The sequence below is a fragment of the Streptomyces sp. NPDC002144 genome, from assembly GCF_053593695.1.
In genome coordinates, this window is the sequence record NZ_JBSFDB010000028.1 from 16699 (window position 1) to 31302 (window position 14604).

Consider the following 14604-nt stretch of genomic DNA (forward strand, 5'->3'; position numbering starts at 1 on the left):
GCTACCCGGTCCGGCCCTGCAGCCGCGCGGCCCGCTCCCTGATCTCCGGGAGGCGGGCCATGAGGGAGGCGCCGGGGCAGCTGGTCATGTAGGCGTCCTTGTGGCCGGCGAGGGCCGGGAGGGTGGCCGTGGTGCCGGCGCGGTAGCGGCTGAGGCTGTTGCTGGAGGTGAGCCGTACCCGGGCGCGGGGGTCGATGTCGGACAGGCCGAGTTTCCAGGCGGCGAGGGCGGCGATGGCCTCGGCCATGGCCGGGGGCACGGGGACGCCGGCGGTGAAGGTGCCGAGGGCGGCGATGCCGGCCGTGCGGTGGTTGAAGCCCTGGGTGTGGGCGCCGGTGACGGCGCGGTCCGTGCCGCCCGCGCGGCCCTCGTAGATGGTGCCGCACCGGTCGACGAGGAAGTTGTAGCCGATGTCGTCCCAGTTCCGGGCGCCGGTCTGGCCCGCGTAGAGGTAGCGGATGATGCGGGGCGCGTCGGCGCAGTCGTAGCCGTTGGGCGAGTCGGTGTGGTGGACGAAGACCGCGAGGACCTTGTCGTCGTAGCGCGGGGGCGGCTGCGCGTGCCGGGCCAGGTCGTCCAGCCAGGCCGAGCGCGGCACGATACGGGGCTTCGGCGCGGAGTGCGCGGGAGCGGCGGGGCGGGCCACGACGGCCGGCGGGGCGGCCGCGCGGTCGGTCGCGCGCTGGACGCCGTCCACGCACAGCACGAGCCCGACGACCGCGGCCAGACCGGGCAGGCAGGCGACGAGGACGCGGGCGGCACGGGCCCACCTCGACCTCCCCGCTCCCCCGGTTCCCCGCGATCCTCGGACACGCATGCGTCCACTCTCGGCCGTATCCCCCGCGCCCGCGATGTGTGCTGTGCCACCCGGTGGAACCATCGTCCTGGTCCGCGACGTTTTTCCGGGTGGAAGGAGCAGGGGGGAGACACACACCCGCGCGGCTGATCATCGGGCCGGTCCCGCGCGTACATAGAGGTCTGAAGAGAAAGGCGGCTCTGTGGACCTGCTCGACATCCTGCTGATGCTGGTGGTTCTGGCCTACGCGGCATCCGGCTACCGGCGCGGACTGGTCGCCGGCTGTGTCTCGTTCGCCGGGTTCGTGGGCGGGGCCGTCATCGGCGTGTGGGTGCTGCCGTGGATGATGGACCTGGTCGAGGCGGGGACGACCCGGGCGACCGTCACCGCGGTGCTGACCGTGCTGATCCCGGCGGTGGTGGGACACGAGCTCGCGGGACGGCTGGCGCTGCGGCTGCGGCGGGAGCTGGACGAGGGGCCGCTCAGGGTGGCCGACGGGATCGGCGGTGCCGCCGCCAACTCGATCGCCGTGCTGATCGTGGCCTGGGTCGCCGCGAGCGTCCTCGGCGCCTCCTCCTCGCCGCTGGTGACCACCGCGATCCGGGACTCGGCGCTGCTGCGCTCGGTGCAGAACCTCATGCCGGACACCACGCCCACCTGGTTCTCCCGGGCCACCACCGCGCTGACGCAGGCCGGCTTCCCGCAGGTGTTCAACCCGTTCGAGAACGAGTCCACGGCCGAGGTGGCCAAGCCCACCGGCGACAGCGTCACCGCCCGCGCCACCAGCGCGGCCAAGCTCAGCACCGTCAAGATCGAGGGAGTCTCCGGCGACCAGGGCCGCGAGGGCAGCGGCTTCGTGTACTCCGACGAGCACGTGATGACCAACGCGCACGTGGTGGCCGGCATCGACGACCCGACCGTCCGCATCGGCGGGGTGGGGCGGTCGTACGACGCGCGGGTGGTGCTCTTCGACCCGAACAGGGACGTGGCCGTGCTGTACGTGCCGGGGCTGAGCGCACCGGTCCTGAGGTTCGACGACGGGGCCAAGCGGGGCGACTCCGCGGTGGTGGCCGGTTATCCGCAGGACGGCGACCTCGATCTGCAGGCGGCGACCGTGGCCAACCGGGTCAACGCCACCGGGCAGAACATCTACAGCGACCGCATGGTGACCCGGGAGATCTACTCGATCCGCTCCACCGTGCGTCCCGGCAACTCCGGCGGGCCGCTGCTGACCACCGACGGCCGCGTCTACGGCGTGGTCTTCGCCCGCTCGACCTCCGACAACGAGACCGGCTACGTCCTGACGGCGGACGAGGTCGCCTCCGACGCGGCCCGGGCGGCCGGCGCGACGGCCCCGGTGGACACGGGCGACCTGGTCAGTTCCTGACCGTCACAGGGCGCACCCCATGAGGACGTCGTCCACGTACTCGCCCTCCAGCAGGAACTCGCCGGGCAGCACGCCCTCCACCACGAACCCCTCGGCCTCGTACAGCCCGCGGGCCGGGGTGTTGTGCCCGAGCACGCGCAGGGTGAGCCGGCGCGCCCCCTGCCGGCGGGCCTCCTCCCGCACCGCCCGCAGCAGCGCCCGCGCGACCCCGGCCCCGCGCGCCTCCTCGGCGACGACGAGCCCCTGGATCTGCCGGACGTGGGAGTTGCAGGCCAGCGGGGTCGGGTAGCCCAGCCGGACGTAGCCGACGACCGCGCCGTCGACCTCGGCGACCAGATGGTCCCGGGGCCCGAACCGCTCGTTGTAGAAGGGCTCGTACGGCGGCCGTGGGCGGGGCTGCACGGAGTGCAGCGGCGACCAGGTGACCCGGTCGAGGCGGCCCAGCGTGTCCTCGTCGTCGAGGGTGGCGTGGCGTATGTGCGGTACCGGCATGACGGCCACCTTACGGCCGACCCGACCGGGGCTTTACGTGCGTGGCCAGCAGAATGGGGTCATGGAACGTGCGCGAATCGCGGTGGCCGGAGCGTCCGGGTTGATCGGGGGTGCGCTGGCGCGGTCGCTGACCGCCGATGGGCACCAGGTGGTGCGGCTGGTGCGGCGGGCCGCGCGCGGCGGGGACGAGGTGTGCTGGGACCCCGAGGGGCGGTACGTCGACACGTCGGGGCTCGCCGGGTGCGACGCCGTGGTCAACCTCGCGGGGGCCGGTGTGGGCAACCGGCGCTGGACGGACGCGTACAAGGCGCGGATCCGGGCCGGCCGGGTGCTCGGCACCGCCGCGCTGGCCGAGGCGATCGCCTCCCTCGACGACCGGCCGCGGGTGTTCGTCAACGGCAGCGCGATCGGCTACTACGGCGAGACCGGCGACCGGGTGGTCGACGAGAACGCGCCCGCCGGGAGCGGGTTCCTGCCGGAGCTGTGCGTGGAGTGGGAGGCGGCCGCGGCACCGGCGCGGGAGGCGGGCGTGCGGACGGCGTTCGTGCGGACGGGGCTGGTGGTGTCGAGCAAGGGCGGTGCCTGGGCCCGTCTGTTCCCCCTCTTCAAGGCGGGGCTCGGGGGGCGGATGGGAGACGGGCGGCAGTACTGGTCGTACGTCTCGCTGCACGACGAGGTGGCCGCGATCCGGCATCTCATCGACACCGACGGGCTGTCCGGGCCGTTCAACGTCACCGCCCCGAACCCGCTGACGAACCGTGAGATCACCGAGGCCATGGGGCGCGTGCTGCACCGGCCCACGTTCTTCACCGTGCCGGCGCCGGCGCTGCGGACCGTGCTCGGCGAGATGGCCGGGGATGTGCTGGGCAGCGCGCGGGTGGTGCCGACGAGGCTGCTGGAGTCGGGGTTCACCTTCGCGTTCCCCGACATCGAGGGGGCCCTCCGGGCGGCGTGAGGCGGGCACGGAGAGGACGCGACGACCACCGGCGACCGTATGCGACCGGTGTGCGACCGTGCCCTGTGCATGCGCGACTCCCCTTGACCGATCACAGCCCTAACCTCGACCCGAACTCGGGTATCCCCGGAGCCAGTTGGGGGCATGACGTCTCCACCGGCCGCGCAACCTCGAGGAGGGGCACGTGCTTGAGCCCGCGTACCAGGCGGACGTCGTGATCGTGGGGGCCGGGGTCGCCGGCCTCTCGGCGGCGCATCGGCTGACCAGCGCAGGAGTGACGACCGCGGTCCTGGAGACCGCCGACTGGGTCGGGGGCCGGATGTCGACCGAGAAGATCGACGGCTTCCGGCTCGACCGCATCGGACAGCTGCTGTCCACGGCGTATCCCGAACTACGCCTCACCCCCGGCCTCGACGCCCTCGTCCTGCGCCCCTTCGCCCCGGGCGTCCTCGTCCACAGCGACGGCCGCCGCCACCTCGCCGGTGCGGTGCCGAGCGCGGGGGGCGCACGGGGCGCACTGCACGCCGTACGTGCGCTGGCGAGTGCGCCGAGGGTGACCTCCCCGTCCTGGGTGCCGTCGCTCGGCCGGGCGGGCGGTCCGACGGCTGCGGACGTGCCCCGGGTGCGCGCCGCGGCCCCGCTGGGCAGCGCCGTCGACCAGGCGCGGCTGACCGCGGCGCTGACCCGGCTCGCGGGCATGCCCGTCGAACGCCTGCTGTCCCGGCCCGAGTTGCCCGCGGCACGGGCCCTTGCCGCACGGGGGGTACCGGCCCGCACCATCGACGGGTTTCTGCGGCCCCTGCTCGCCGCGCTGCTGTGCGACCCGGAGCTGACGACGTCCAGCCGGTGCGCCGATCTCGCGCTCAGGGCCTTCGCGGGCGGGCGGCTGTGTCTGCCGGAGGGCGGCGCCGAGACGCTGCCGGAGCTGCTGGCGCGAGCGCTGCCGCCGGGCACCGTGCACACCGGTGTCCGGGTGACCTCGGTGTCCACCAACGCCGTCGCCACGGCCGAGCACGGGGAGATCCGGTGCCGGGCCGTGCTGCTGGCGACGGACGCGCGGGCCGCGGCCGCGCTGCTGCCGGGCCTGCGTGTGCCGGACTTCCACCGGCTGACGGTGGTCCACCACACCACGGACGAGCCGCCGGCGACGGGGGCGGCCCTTCTCCTCGACGCCGACCGCGGGGGGCCGGTGGCCCACACGGCCGTGGTCAGCGCGGTGGACCCGAGCCGGGCGCCGGGGGGCCGGGTGCTGGTCTCCTCCACGGTCCTGGGGCCGCCCCCGGCCGACCTGGACACCGCCGTGCGCACACATCTGGCGCGCCTGTACGGCATGTCGACGCGCCGCTGGGAGACGCTGGCCGTCCACCACACCGCCGAGGCCGTCCCGGCCATGCGGCCCCCGCACGACCTCCGCCGCCCGGTACGCCTCCTGGCCGGCCTCTACGTCTGCGGCGACCACCGGGACACCAGCACGGTCCAGGGAGCCCTGCACTCGGCCCACCGGGCCGCGACAGCCATCCTGACGGACCTGGGAGCGGCGGGCCCGAGGCAGCAGGCGGATCCCCTCCCATCGGCGAGGGCCGCCTGAAGAACTACCCCAGTGCCGCCACCTTGTCCCGATAGCCCCGCACCGGTGCCGCGTCCTTGTACGGCTCCAGGCGGCGCTCGAAATCCCTCACGTACTCGGTAGCCCGGGCCGACCGCATGTCCGCCGCGGCGCACGCCGCCTCCGCTCCCAGGGCGCACGCCTGGTCCAGCTCGCCCAGGCCCAGGCGGGCGGAGGCGAGGACGACGCGGCAGAAGAGGCGGCTGCGGGCGTACGCCGGCGCGCGCAGCTGCAGGGACCGCTCGGCGTGCTGCACCGCGGCCCGGAACTGCTGAAGATCCCGGTGCGCGTGCCCGAACTCGTCGGCCAGCTGCGCCTCGTCGAAGAACCGCGCCCAGTACGGCACCTCGTCCCCCGGGCGCGCCGCCTCCAGCGCGCGCTCGGCCCGTACGAGTGAGGCCGTGCAGTTGCGGACCTCGCCGAGCACGCCGTGCCCCCGCGCCTCCGCCGCGTGCAGCAGGGCCTGCACCACGGGGGGCGCGTTCGTCCCCACCCCCTGCTGAGCCACGCGGGCGAGCTGCACCGCCTCCCGGCCGTGCCCGAGATAGACGGCCTGCCGGCTCATGGTCACCAGGACGTAGGAGCCGTACGCCCGGTCCCCGGCCGCCTGCGCGAGCCGCAGCGCCTGCACGAAGTACCGCTGTGCGAGTCCGTGCGCGGCGATGTCGTACGAGGTCCAGCCCGCGAGCCGGGTGAGGTCGGCCGCCGCCGCGAACAGCTTGCGGCCGGTCTGCTCGCCGTAGGTGCCGCGCAGCATCGGCTCGCACTCGTGCTCCAGGTACCGCACGAGGGCCTGCCGGGCGTGCCCGCCGCCGTACATGTCGTCGAGGGTGCGGAAGAGCTCGCCGACCGAGCGGAGCGCGTTGATGTCGCCGCCGGTGACCCGCTGGCCGGGTCCGCGGTCGCCCTGTCCGCGCTGGCGCGGTACGGCCGGGCGGCCCTGTGGGGGCAGGCGGGCGGGCTGTTCGGTGCGGGCCACCTTGTCGTCGGGCCGCCCGATCAGCCAGTCCCGGCTCGGTACGACCAGCCCGGCCGGGGTGAAAGCGATCTTGCGCAGCTCGGCGTGCGAGCCGGAGTCCTTGCGCCACAGCCCGCTGACGACGTCGACGGCCTCCTCGGGCGTGCCGGCGAACTCCAGTCCGGCGTACACCGGCGCACACGCGTCGAGGCCGAGGTCCTGGGCCGTTAGTCTGCGCCCCAGGCGCCGGGCGAACACCTCGGCGATCAGGGCGGGAGTGGTGCCGCGCGGCTGCTGCCCGCGCAGCCAGCGCGTCACGGACGTCTTGTCGTATCTCAGATCAAGTCCGTGTTCGAGACCGAGTTGGTCCACGCGCCGGGCGAGCCCCGCGTTGGAGAACCCCGCTTCTGCGATGAGCGCGGCGAGCTGTCGGTTGGGAGTGCGCTGCGCGGGTCGTTCCGTCATCTGCGGTGCGGTCTCCTGCCTTTCGGGCCCTCCCCGGGGCCGAGGTGGCCTCCGAGTGCCCGGATTGCCTGTGAGCAGCCCTTATGGCCTCTGTGAACGGCGCGAATGTAGCGGAGAGTGAGCAGGTGGTCGCTCTCTTCCCCGTTCGTTCATCCGATCGTGTGAGGATTGGCCGCTGGGCTGACGCGTGAGTGTCGGTCGTACAGTGGCGTAGGCACGTTTCGTGCCTTACGACCTTCTAGGGAGGCGCTTGCCGTGAGTGAGCTGCGGTTCGTCCGTATGGGATTCGGTGCCGAGGCCGTGGACTACCAGGTGGCGTGGGACGAGCAGCGCCGGGTGCACGCGGCGCGCTTTGCGGACGAGATCCCCGACACCGTGCTGCTCCTGGAGCACCCGCCGGTCTACACGGCCGGCCGGCGCACGGCGGACAACGAGCGCCCTCTCGACGGCACCCCGGTCATCGACGTGGACCGCGGCGGCAAGATCACCTGGCACGGCCCGGGCCAGCTGGTCGGCTACCCCATCCAGAAGCTCCCGCGTCCGGTGGACGTGGTCGCGCACCTGCGCCGGCTGGAAGAGGCGATGATCCGGGTCTGCGCGGAGTTCGGCGTCGAGACCAGCCGGGTGGAGGGCCGGGCCGGCGTCTGGGTCCTCGGCGACCCCGTGGAGCGGCGCCCGGCCCTGGGCGGGCTCTCCCTCGACTTCGACCCCCGCCTGGCCGACGAGGAGTTCGACCCCCGCCTCAACGGCCCCGAGTACGCCCCCTCCAACGCCGGCCAGCGCCGCGAGGACCGCAAGATCTGCGCCATGGGCATCCGGGTCGCCAAGGGCGTCACCATGCACGGCTTCGCCCTGAACGTGAACCCGGACACCTCCAACTTCGACAAGATCATTCCCTGCGGCATCCGCGACGCGGGCGTCACCTCCCTCGCGCACGAGCTGGGCCGCGAGCTGACCATCGCCGACGTACTGCCGGTCGTGGAGCGGCACTTGACGGACGTACTCGGCAACGCGGACCTGAGGCCGAGGGTGATCGAGAAGACACCGGCGGCCTGAAGGCGGCCCTGGGCTTTCAAATCCACGGGCGTACCCTTGAGCACGCCGAAGAATCAATCGCTAGGGAGCCGGTCGTGTCCGCAGTCAACCCCGACGGACGCAAGATGCTGCGCCTGGAGGTCCGCAACAGCCAGACCCCCATCGAGCGCAAGCCCGAGTGGATCAAGACGCGGGCGAAAATGGGTCCCGAGTACACCAAGATGCAGAACCTCGTGAAGAGCGAGGGCCTGCACACGGTCTGCCAGGAAGCCGGCTGCCCCAACATCTACGAGTGCTGGGAGGACCGCGAGGCGACCTTCCTCATCGGCGGCGACCAGTGCACCCGGCGCTGTGACTTCTGCCAGATCGACACCGGCAAGCCCGAGGCCCTCGACCGTGACGAGCCGCGCCGCGTCGGCGAGTCCGTGGTCACCATGGACCTGAACTACGCCACCATCACCGGCGTCGCCCGCGACGACCTGGCGGACGGCGGCGCCTGGCTGTACGCGGAGACGGTCCGCCAGATCCACGCCCAGACGGCCGGCCGCGAGGGCGGCCACACCAAGGTCGAGCTCCTCGCCCCCGACTTCAACGCGGTCCCCGAGCAGCTGGCCGAGGTCTTCTCCTCCCGCCCCGAGGTCTTCGCGCACAACGTCGAGACGGTCCCCCGCATCTTCAAGCGCATCCGCCCCGGCTTCCGCTACGAGCGCTCGCTGAAGGTCATCACCGAGGCCCGCGACGTCGGCCTGGTCACCAAGTCGAACCTCATCCTCGGCATGGGCGAGACCCGCGAGGAGGTCAGCGACGCGCTGCGGCAGCTGCACGAGGCGGGCTGCGAGCTGGTCACCATCACGCAGTACCTGCGCCCGAGCGTCCGGCACCACCCCGTGGAGCGCTGGGTCAAGCCGCAGGAGTTCGTGGAGCTGAAGGAGGAGGCCGAGCAGATCGGCTTCTCCGGCGTGATGTCCGGCCCGCTGGTCCGCTCCTCCTACCGGGCCGGCCGGCTGTACCAGATGGCCGTCGAGCTGCGTCAATCAGCTGCTCCGCAGCGGGGCGGTGCCTACGTCGCCTCGCAGGCGGTCTGATGGCACGGAGTGCCACTCCAAACGTGTGAATCTGCGCACAAGTTACTACCGCCGAGTAGTGGCCGATTGAACGCGGTCCTGGACGTCCTCGCTGCTAGCGGCGTCGTCAGGGCCGCGTCAATGTTTTCGTGCCCCGGATCAAGGCTTCATTGCTGTTTGACCGGTCGGTCACGCCCTGGTAACACCAATCAGTGACCCTGGTTGTACAGCCCGTGCACCACTCACGACAGCCGCCGACCCCGAGGGGGGACCTCGACCATGCAGGCCGCGCCGGTTCGCGCCACCGCCATCCCGTCGTTCACCGATGCACTCCGTGCCGTCGAGTCGTTGCTCATGAGCGGCGGCCAGCGCACCGCCCGCCGCAACGCCTGGACCTCCGTCCTGGAGGACCGCCGCCGCGCCAAGGACCGGGTCGAGGCGCAGCGCGTCCTCGACCAGTTCCCCTCCGTCCGTCCCTGAACCATCTCCCCCCTCCCGTCCCTTCCCGCTCCTCCTTCCCGGCACTGCCGTCGTCGGCGCTTGTGGGGCCACGTAGACTTCGTGGCATGGCGAGGAAGGACAACGCGGCGGATGCCGCTAACCCCGGGCGACTGAAGCAGATCGCCCTGACGTACAAGATGACCCGCAAGGCCGACAAGAAGATCGGTCTTGTACTCGCGGCTGTCGGCATCGGCATCTTCGGTGTTTTCCTCGCGATCGGCTTCTTGATCGGTCACCCCATCTATCTCGGCATCCTGGGCCTGCTGCTCGCCTTCCTCGGAACGGCGATCGTGTTCGGGCGCCGGGCCGAGCGGGCCGCCTTCGGGCAGATGGAGGGCCAGCCGGGCGCCGCCGCGGCCGTGCTGGACAACATCGGCCGGGGCTGGACCACCACCCCCGCGGTGGCGATGAACCGCAGCCAGGACGTGGTGCACCGGGCCGTCGGCAAGGCCGGCATCGTCCTGGTCGCCGAGGGCAACCCGAACCGGGTCAAGACCCTGCTGGCCGCCGAGAAGAAGAAGATGAACCGCATCGTCGCGGACGTGCCGGTGCACGACATCATCGTCGGCACGGGCGACGGCCAGGTGGAGCTGAAGAAGGTGCGCACCACCATGCTGAAGCTCCCCCGCGTGCTGACCGGCCCCCAGGTGACCGCCACCAACGACCGGCTGCGCGCCCTGGGCGACCTGATGAGCAACATGCCGCTGCCCAAGGGCCCGATGCCGAAGGGCATGAAGCTGCCGAAGGGCGGGCCGAAGGCCCGCTGACTCCCGCATACGACGAAGAGGGGCGCCCGGATGAGTTCCGGGCGCCCCTCTTCGTCGTATGCACGCTAGATCCGGATCTCGACCGTGCGGGCCAGTCGGTCGTGCAGGCCCCTGCCGTCGCGGTCCCAGATGAGGGCCGGGATGGCGACGCACAGCAGGGCCGTGCGCAGGACGCTCCGCAGGAAGGTGGGCTGCCCCGTGCCCAGGTCGACCACGCGCAGGCCGAAGAGGCGCTTGCCGGGGGTGAAGCCGATCGTGCCGACGGTGAGGACGCCGAGGACGAAGAAGACCAGCAGGGCCCAGTTCCCGGTCGCGCCGGGTTGGTAGCCGTGCGTGATGAGACCGTATGCGATCAAGAGGCACAGCCCCCAGTCGACGGCCAGGGCGCCGAACCGGCGCCCGGGGCGGGCGATCGAGCCCGGTCCCCGCTCGGGCAGACCGAGCTGTTCACCTCGGTATCCGAAGTCGACACCGGCGTCCTCGGCGGCCGCCCGGGGGCCCGAGAGCCACGATCCCACTGCTTCCCTCTTGTCCACGCGTCCACGGTACTGCCACCGTTTCGGGATACGGACAGGTGGGGTCAACCGGACCCGCTCCGGTTAACTTGTGCGAAACAAATGGGTCACGCCCGAGAAATCACGCGTCCCTAGGGTCGAGGTCAGCGTGTGCCACCGCACTGGCCGCACGAACGAACTACCACCCCGGCAAGGCGGTCGGGAGTAGGAGGAGCTGGATGTTCCAGAACGCCGACGAGGCCAAGAAGTTCATCGCGGACGAGGACGTCAAGTTCGTCGACGTCCGCTTCTGCGACCTGCCGGGCGTCATGCAGCACTTCACGGTGCCCGTCGAGGCGTTCGACCCGGACGACGAGCTCGCCTTCGACGGATCCTCGATCCGTGGTTTCCAGGCGATCCACGAGTCCGACATGGCGCTGCGCGCGGACCTGTCGACCGCCCGGGTCGACCCCTTCCGCCGGGACAAGACGCTCAACATCAACTTCTTCATCCACGACCCGATCACGGGCGAGCAGTACTCCCGTGACCCGCGCAACGTGGCGAAGAAGGCCGAGGCCTACCTCGCCTCCACCGGTGTCGCGGACACCGCGTACTTCGGTCCCGAGGCCGAGTTCTACGTCTTCGACAGCGTGCGTTTCGCCACCACGTCGAACGAGTCCTTCTACCACATCGACTCCGAGGCCGGCGCCTGGAACACCGGCGCCCTCGAGGACAACCGTGGCTACAAGGTCCGCTACAAGGGCGGTTACTTCCCGGTCCCGCCGGTCGACCACTTCGCCGACCTGCGCGCCGAGATCTCCCTGGAGCTGGAGAAGTCCGGCCTGAAGGTCGAGCGCCAGCACCACGAGGTCGGCACCGCCGGCCAGGCGGAGATCAACTACAAGTTCAACACGCTGCTCGCCGCGGCCGACGACCTCCAGCTCTTCAAGTACATCGTGAAGAACGTCGCCTGGCGCAACGGCAAGACCGCGACCTTCATGCCGAAGCCGATCTTCGGCGACAACGGCTCGGGCATGCACGTGCACCAGTCGCTGTGGGCCAACGGCGACCCGCTGTTCTACGACGAGGCCGGTTACGCGGGCCTGTCGGACACCGCCCGCTACTACATCGGCGGCATCCTCAAGCACGCCCCGTCGCTGCTGGCCTTCACCAACCCGACGGTGAACTCCTACCACCGTCTGGTGCCGGGCTTCGAGGCGCCGATCAACCTGGTGTACTCGCAGCGCAACCGCTCGGCGGCCATGCGTATCCCGATCACGGGCTCCAACCCGAAGGCCAAGCGCGTCGAGTTCCGCGCGCCCGACTCCTCCGGCAACCCGTACCTGGCCTTCTCGGCCCTGCTGCTCGCGGGCCTGGACGGCATCAAGAACAAGATCGAGCCCGCCGAGCCGATCGACAAGGACCTCTACGAGCTGGCTCCCGAGGAGCACGCGAACGTCGCGCAGGTCCCGACCTCTCTCCCGGCCGTCCTCGACTCCCTCGAGCGCGACCACGAGTTCCTGCTCGCCGGTGACGTCTTCACGGCCGACCTGATCGAGACCTGGATCGACTTCAAGCGCGCCAACGAGATCGCCCCGCTGCAGCTGCGTCCGCACCCGCACGAGTTCGAGCTCTACTTCGACGTGTGATCGGCCCCTGAGCCGTCTTCTCGGCCTCGCCCCCGTTCCGGTTTCCCGGGACGGGGGCGTCGTCGTATGGTGTGCAGCACAGCTGTTCGACAGGGGCGGCGGTGTCGAGGGGGAGAGACGGGGATGGCCCAACAGGACGATGCCGAGCGGGAGTTCGACCTCAGGTGGGCGGACCGGGCGGAGCACAAGGAGCCCTCGGCGCGGGCCCGGATGCTGGCCGCGCGCTGGCGGGAGAACCCGCCCGAGCCGCAGCCCTTCCGCGCCGACCCCGGGCCGGTGACCCCGCGCAGGTCCTCGTGGGTGTCGACGGCACTGGTGTTCGGGGCCGTGGCGGCAGTGATCGTACTACTGGGATGGGTGCGTTTCCGGGCCCCCTACTAGGACGGTGGCCTGGCCTCCCACAGGGACCTTTTGCAGCCCCTAGGGCCGTTCAGGACCACTTCATGGGACGCGCCAGGTGCACACTGGCAGTGGGACGAGTGCCTGACTGCGGGGTGATGCACAATGCAGAGCCGTTTCCGGAGCGACCGGCGGCTGACCGTGCGGATGACGGTCACGATGTTCCTGCTCGGATTGCTGTACGTGGCCTTCGTCGCCGCGTTGATCGTGTTGCTGAAGTCCTGGCTGCTGGTCGTGGTGCTGATGGCGGCCATGTTCGTCGCCCAGTTCTGGTTCTCCGACCGGATCGCGATGTTCGCCATGCGCGGGCGGGTCGTGGAGCGCGAGGAGTATCCCGAGCTGCACGCGGTGATCGACCGGCTGTGCGCGATCGCCGACATGCCCAAGCCCGTCGTCGCCGTGTCCGATATGGACATGCCCAACGCGTTCGCCACGGGACGCAACGCCGACCATGCCGTGGTCTGTGTGACGACCGGACTGCTGCGGCGGCTGGAACCCGCCGAGCTGGAGGGCGTCCTCGCGCACGAGCTGTCGCACGTCGCGCACAAGGACGTCGCCGTCATCACCATCGCGTCGTTCCTGGGCGTGATCGCGGGACTGATCGTGCGGTTCGCCTTCTACTCCCAGCTGTTCGGCGGCGGGCGCCGGGACCAGAACACGGCAGCGATCTTCGCCGCCGTCCTGGGTGTGTCGGCCGCCGTCTACGCGATCAGCTTCCTGCTGATCAGGGCGCTGTCCCGGTACCGGGAACTGGCCGCGGACCGGGCGGCGGCGCTGCTGACCGGGCGGCCCTCGGCGCTGGCCTCCGCGCTGACCAAGGTCTCCGGCGACATCGCCCGGATCCCGACCAAGGACCTGCGGACCGCGCAGGCCTTCAACGCCTTCTACTTCACCCCCGCGGCCGGCAAGGAGCCCGGCATCGAGCGGTTCTTCTCCACCCACCCGAGCCTGGAGCAGCGGCTCGACCAGCTGGGCCGGATCTCGGCCGAGCTGGGTGAGGCACCCACCCCCGGAAAGGCGTGATGCATGGGGCTCCTGGACATCCTGCTCGGCCGCACCAAGCCGGCCCTGCCCGACCTCGACCAGCTCTTCGCGCTGCCGTCGGCGGCCGTGACCCTCGAGGCCGCGGCCGGTTTCACACCGACCGGCACCGGCGCGGTGTGCTTCGCCACGGTCGAGGGCGCGGCCTTCGAGCAGACGCACCGGGAGGTCCAGGCCCTGCTGGACGCGGACGCCGACCGGGACGGACCGCCGGTGGAGCTGAGCCAGGACGAGTTCGGCTACTCCTGGCTGGTCTCGCGCCGCTCCCCCGGGCAGCTGTCGGAGCTCGTCAACGACCTCCACGCGGTGAACAGTTCGATGGAGGTCAACGGCTTCGGGCCGCAACTGCTGTGCTCCCTCGCCGCCTTCGAGGGCGAGGGCGGCAAGCGGCTGGCGCTGGTGTACCTCTACAAGCGGGGCACGTTCTATCCGTTCGCGCCGCTGCCCGGTGCCGGACAGCGGCGCGACAACGCGCTCGAACTGCAGATCAAGGCCGCACTCGCCGGTGACCTGCGGATGGAACAGGACCTGAGCCGGTGGTTCCCGGTGTGGGGCGCACCCGGCCTGTAGTTCCGCCCTGTGGCCCTGGTCCTGTGGCCCTACTTGCCGCGCTCCTGCCGACGCGCCTCGAGGGGGTGCTCGCGCCGGTAGCGGCGCTCCCACTTGGCCTGCTGGTCACGGCGCTTGCGGTACGCCTGGTAGGTGGCGGGAGCCGATCCCGACGCGCCGCCTCCCCCGGAGGACGACGGCGAGGAGTCGCGGCCGTACTGCAGGTAGAGGAAGAGGACGCCGGCCGCGGCCAGCCACCACACGTGGTTTCCGAATCCCAAGAGGACCAGGACGACGGTCCCGGCGATCAACATGGTGCCCATCACGGGCCTCCGTGAGCGTGGGTCGATGAGCGATCTGGACGTCCGACGGGGCGCTGGGGGAGGGCGTCCGTCCGTCGGTGCGTAGAGAGTAGCCCTGAGAGCGGGGGGTGATGCCTGCCCGGG

Annotated in this window: 16 protein-coding genes; 11 read left to right on the forward strand and 5 right to left on the reverse strand. The window is 71.5% G+C overall.

The window, feature by feature from the left end; translation table 11 throughout:
- Position 1: 1 nt before the first annotated feature.
- The gene (locus ACWCQ1_RS34155) at positions 2-880 is read right to left on the reverse strand and encodes a peptidoglycan recognition protein family protein (protein ID WP_451028129.1); all 879 of its coding nucleotides are present in this window, start codon (positions 878-880) and stop codon (positions 2-4) included.
- Positions 881-998: 118 nt separating this feature from the next.
- Here ACWCQ1_RS34155 and ACWCQ1_RS34160 point away from each other — a divergent pair, with 118 nt between their 5' ends.
- Entirely contained in the window at positions 999-2183 is a 1185-nt protein-coding gene (locus tag ACWCQ1_RS34160; protein ID WP_133042942.1) for a MarP family serine protease, read from the forward strand.
- 3 nt (positions 2184-2186) lie between these two features.
- Here the strand turns inward: ACWCQ1_RS34160 and ACWCQ1_RS34165 are convergent, their stop codons facing one another.
- The gene (locus tag ACWCQ1_RS34165; protein WP_207929737.1) at positions 2187-2675 is read right to left on the reverse strand and encodes a GNAT family N-acetyltransferase; all 489 of its coding nucleotides are present in this window, start codon (positions 2673-2675) and stop codon (positions 2187-2189) included.
- Between the two features lie 61 nt (positions 2676-2736).
- On the opposite strand from ACWCQ1_RS34165, the gene ACWCQ1_RS34170 reads away from it, so the two are divergent.
- Both ACWCQ1_RS34170 and ACWCQ1_RS34175 read left to right on the forward strand, forming a co-directional pair.
- The gene (locus ACWCQ1_RS34170; protein ID WP_451028130.1) at positions 2737-3630 is read left to right on the forward strand and encodes a TIGR01777 family oxidoreductase; all 894 of its coding nucleotides are present in this window, start codon (positions 2737-2739) and stop codon (positions 3628-3630) included.
- Between the two features lie 184 nt (positions 3631-3814).
- Positions 3815-5218 (forward strand): NAD(P)/FAD-dependent oxidoreductase, encoded by a 1404-nt coding sequence (locus ACWCQ1_RS34175; protein WP_451028131.1) that lies wholly within the window; start codon positions 3815-3817, stop codon positions 5216-5218.
- 4 nt (positions 5219-5222) lie between these two features.
- Here the strand turns inward: ACWCQ1_RS34175 and ACWCQ1_RS34180 are convergent, their stop codons facing one another.
- Entirely contained in the window at positions 5223-6659 is a 1437-nt protein-coding gene (locus ACWCQ1_RS34180; RefSeq protein WP_451028132.1) for a regulator, read from the reverse strand.
- Between the two features lie 255 nt (positions 6660-6914).
- Between ACWCQ1_RS34180 and lipB the strand changes: the two genes are divergently transcribed.
- The 4 genes from lipB (at position 6915) to ACWCQ1_RS34200 (ending at position 10026) form a co-directional block, all read left to right on the forward strand.
- Positions 6915-7715, forward strand: coding sequence for a lipoyl(octanoyl) transferase LipB (lipB, locus tag ACWCQ1_RS34185; protein ID WP_133042947.1), 801 nt, complete (start codon positions 6915-6917; stop codon positions 7713-7715).
- A 74-nt stretch (positions 7716-7789) separates the two neighbouring features.
- On the forward strand, positions 7790-8779 hold the full coding sequence (lipA, locus tag ACWCQ1_RS34190) for a lipoyl synthase (RefSeq protein ID WP_133042948.1): 990 nt from the start codon (positions 7790-7792) through the stop codon (positions 8777-8779).
- A 258-nt stretch (positions 8780-9037) separates the two neighbouring features.
- Positions 9038-9238 carry an SCO2195 family GlnR-regulated protein gene (locus tag ACWCQ1_RS34195; RefSeq protein WP_133042949.1) on the forward strand — a complete coding sequence of 67 codons (201 nt, stop codon included), beginning with the start codon at positions 9038-9040 and terminating at the stop codon, positions 9236-9238.
- Positions 9239-9324: 86 nt separating this feature from the next.
- Positions 9325-10026 (forward strand): DUF4191 domain-containing protein, encoded by a 702-nt coding sequence (locus tag ACWCQ1_RS34200; protein ID WP_133042950.1) that lies wholly within the window; start codon positions 9325-9327, stop codon positions 10024-10026.
- A 65-nt stretch (positions 10027-10091) separates the two neighbouring features.
- On the opposite strand, the gene ACWCQ1_RS34205 is transcribed toward ACWCQ1_RS34200, so the two are convergent.
- Complete coding sequence (locus ACWCQ1_RS34205; RefSeq protein ID WP_133042951.1) at positions 10092-10562, reverse strand: RDD family protein; 471 nt, start codon at positions 10560-10562, stop codon at positions 10092-10094.
- 197 nt (positions 10563-10759) lie between these two features.
- On the opposite strand from ACWCQ1_RS34205, the gene glnA reads away from it, so the two are divergent.
- The 4 genes from glnA to pspAB all read left to right on the forward strand — a co-directional run bounded on the left by glnA (position 10760) and on the right by pspAB (position 14179).
- Positions 10760-12169 carry a type I glutamate--ammonia ligase gene (gene glnA / locus ACWCQ1_RS34210; protein ID WP_133042952.1) on the forward strand — a complete coding sequence of 470 codons (1410 nt, stop codon included), beginning with the start codon at positions 10760-10762 and terminating at the stop codon, positions 12167-12169.
- A 123-nt stretch (positions 12170-12292) separates the two neighbouring features.
- A complete protein-coding gene (locus ACWCQ1_RS34215; RefSeq protein WP_451028133.1) occupies positions 12293-12550 on the forward strand; it encodes an SCO2583/SCO2584 N-terminal domain-containing protein in 258 nt (85 codons plus the stop codon).
- Between the two features lie 123 nt (positions 12551-12673).
- Positions 12674-13591 (forward strand): zinc metalloprotease HtpX, encoded by a 918-nt coding sequence (gene htpX, locus ACWCQ1_RS34220; protein ID WP_133042954.1) that lies wholly within the window; start codon positions 12674-12676, stop codon positions 13589-13591.
- Positions 13592-13594: 3 nt separating this feature from the next.
- Positions 13595-14179 (forward strand): PspA-associated protein PspAB, encoded by a 585-nt coding sequence (pspAB, locus tag ACWCQ1_RS34225; protein ID WP_133042955.1) that lies wholly within the window; start codon positions 13595-13597, stop codon positions 14177-14179.
- Between the two features lie 29 nt (positions 14180-14208).
- Here the strand turns inward: pspAB and ACWCQ1_RS34230 are convergent, their stop codons facing one another.
- Positions 14209-14481 (reverse strand): hypothetical protein, encoded by a 273-nt coding sequence (locus ACWCQ1_RS34230; RefSeq protein ID WP_133042956.1) that lies wholly within the window; start codon positions 14479-14481, stop codon positions 14209-14211.
- Positions 14482-14604 lie beyond the last annotated feature (123 nt).

What these genes read in the sequence shown, in the direction of transcription:
- ACWCQ1_RS34155 (WP_451028129.1), bottom strand. Translation starts at nt 880, where the DNA reads ATGGTTCCACCGGGTGGCACAGCACACATCGCGGGCGCGGGGGATACG.
- ACWCQ1_RS34165 (WP_207929737.1), bottom strand. Translation starts at nt 2,675, where the DNA reads ATGCCGGTACCGCACATACGCCACGCCACCCTCGACGACGAGGACACG.
- ACWCQ1_RS34170 (WP_451028130.1), top strand. Translation starts at nt 2,737, where the DNA reads ATGGAACGTGCGCGAATCGCGGTGGCCGGAGCGTCCGGGTTGATCGGG.
- ACWCQ1_RS34180 (WP_451028132.1), bottom strand. Translation starts at nt 6,659, where the DNA reads ATGACGGAACGACCCGCGCAGCGCACTCCCAACCGACAGCTCGCCGCG.
- ACWCQ1_RS34195 (WP_133042949.1), top strand. Translation starts at nt 9,038, where the DNA reads ATGCAGGCCGCGCCGGTTCGCGCCACCGCCATCCCGTCGTTCACCGAT.
- ACWCQ1_RS34200 (WP_133042950.1), top strand. Translation starts at nt 9,325, where the DNA reads ATGGCGAGGAAGGACAACGCGGCGGATGCCGCTAACCCCGGGCGACTG.
- glnA (WP_133042952.1), top strand. Translation starts at nt 10,760, where the DNA reads ATGTTCCAGAACGCCGACGAGGCCAAGAAGTTCATCGCGGACGAGGAC.
- ACWCQ1_RS34215 (WP_451028133.1), top strand. Translation starts at nt 12,293, where the DNA reads ATGGCCCAACAGGACGATGCCGAGCGGGAGTTCGACCTCAGGTGGGCG.
- htpX (WP_133042954.1), top strand. Translation starts at nt 12,674, where the DNA reads ATGCAGAGCCGTTTCCGGAGCGACCGGCGGCTGACCGTGCGGATGACG.
- pspAB (WP_133042955.1), top strand. Translation starts at nt 13,595, where the DNA reads ATGGGGCTCCTGGACATCCTGCTCGGCCGCACCAAGCCGGCCCTGCCC.
- ACWCQ1_RS34230 (WP_133042956.1), bottom strand. Translation starts at nt 14,481, where the DNA reads ATGGGCACCATGTTGATCGCCGGGACCGTCGTCCTGGTCCTCTTGGGA.